The 1,689-nt window shown below is 54.1% G+C and carries 3 protein-coding genes; all 3 read left to right on the top strand.

Features of this window, described 5'->3' with window-relative positions:
• Positions 1-182, top strand: a 182-nt coding sequence (locus AB6D93_RS23955; protein WP_372159246.1) for a hypothetical protein, incomplete at its 5' end; no start/stop codon positions are given.
• On the top strand, positions 172-366 hold the full coding sequence (locus AB6D93_RS23950) for a hypothetical protein (protein WP_102425276.1): 195 nt from the start codon (positions 172-174) through the stop codon (positions 364-366). The genes AB6D93_RS23955 and AB6D93_RS23950, both read left to right, overlap by 11 nt.
• Positions 363-1,689, top strand: a 1,327-nt coding sequence (gene traD / locus AB6D93_RS23945; protein ID WP_372159244.1) for a conjugative transfer system coupling protein TraD, incomplete at its 3' end; no start/stop codon positions are given. The genes AB6D93_RS23950 and traD, both read left to right, overlap by 4 nt.

Raw genomic sequence — 1,689 nt, 5'->3', positions numbered from 1 at the left:
CGCACGCTTTATCTTATTCGGATATTCAACACGCGATTAAAACCACCCATCAAGTGCTAGAGAGTAAGGCACTAGCGCCGGTGATTCTGGCGCTCGCCCAGCAAAGCCAGATGCACAACGTGAGCCCAGAGCACGCTTTGATGATGTTATTAAAATCTCAAGGAGAAGGTGATGAGCATTAACAGTGATAACCCCTTTGCCCAGCGCTGCTTACCTCCAAAGAGTCTTGAGCTACCGCCAGCTAAAAAGAGAAGTAATAAAGACAAAGTGACGCATCAAGTCAAGCGCCGCATTGAAATCCTCGAAGAGCGCTGCGCCTGGCAGCGAGAGTGGGGGATGACGTTAGACGATGAGACCCTGCAATGAGTGGTTACGCCGAAGGTCTGCTTCGCCCTGCTGATGAGCTGCTGAGCGCGGCCATGTTTAGCATGGCCGCTATCGTGGTGGTCATCGCCCCGCAAGTGTTCATGCTGGCCCCTGTTTTCGCGCACCCGCTCGGTTTTTGCCTTGGCTTGTGCGCGCTGATTCGCCTTAAGCAAGGGCTTTCCGTGCTCGGGTATCGCAAGCGATTACTTCGCATGCCCTATTGGGCGATGAACTCCGATGACATGCCGGTATATCAAAATAAACTCTTTCTCGGGAAAGGCTTTCTAGTCCTGCCTCGCCATGCTCAGCGCCTTTATGATACACGTCAAATCTGGGCAGAGCGCTACGTCACCCCGTCTAAACTTTATCGCTTTGCGCGCACCATGGAAGCCAAATACGAAGGAAAATGGATAGAGCGCTTTTGGTCTGGTAAACGTGTGATAGCCAGGGTTGGTAAAGGCTGGGGTATCATTAACACCTTTCTTAGTGCCATCAACCCGGTGAAACCTTTACCCCCGGTGGGGGGCGACTCTCGAATGCACGGCATCGGCCTTGATGAAGAGGTCGATTGTTTATTGCCGAGCAGCGCAAGAGCGGGGCACACCTTAGTGCTTGGCACCACAGGGGTCGGTAAAACGCGCCTCGCTGAACTATTGGTGACGCAAGATATCCGCCGTGGCGATGTGGTGTTGATGTTTGACCCTAAAGGGGACGCCGACATGCTGCTTCGCATGTACATCGAGTGCCTGCGAGCGGGGCGCCTCGATGAGTTTTATATCTTGCACTTAGGGTATTCAGACCAAAGTGGACGCTACTCACCGGTAGGGCGCTTTGGCCGCATTACGGAAGTCGCGACCCGCGTTTCTGGCCAGCTCGACGGCGGCGGCAACAGCGCCGCGTTCAAACAGTTTGCGTGGCGATTTGTCAATATCATCGCAAGGGCGCTGGATGCGCTCGGTAAAAAGCCCGATATGGCCGCTATCCAGCGTTATGTGACCGCCATTGATGAGCTGTATGTCGATTACTGCGTGAAAAAGCTGCCGTCTTACCACCCCAAAGCAGCGGAATTGGTCACCGCGCTGGAAAGTAACGTCAACGAAAAAAACACCCCGCGTCACCTGCAGGGGCGAAGCGCACGTGTGGTCGCCCTTGAAATGTATTTTGGCGCGCACCCGGCTGCAGACGATGTACTGGCCGGACTGAGAAGCGCCATCCAATACGACAAAACCTACTTTGATAAAATTGTGGCCTCCTTACTGCCCTTGCTCGAAAAGCTCGGTACGGGTAAGACCGCTGAAATCATCTCACCGGTGCATACGCCCG

The organism is Vibrio sp. 10N.247.310.23, assembly GCF_041467155.1.
Taxonomy (GTDB): Bacteria; Pseudomonadota; Gammaproteobacteria; order Enterobacterales; family Vibrionaceae; genus Vibrio; species Vibrio crassostreae_C.
Note: the sequence above shows the minus strand (reverse complement) of the source record. Positions and strands in the feature narration are given on the sequence as shown.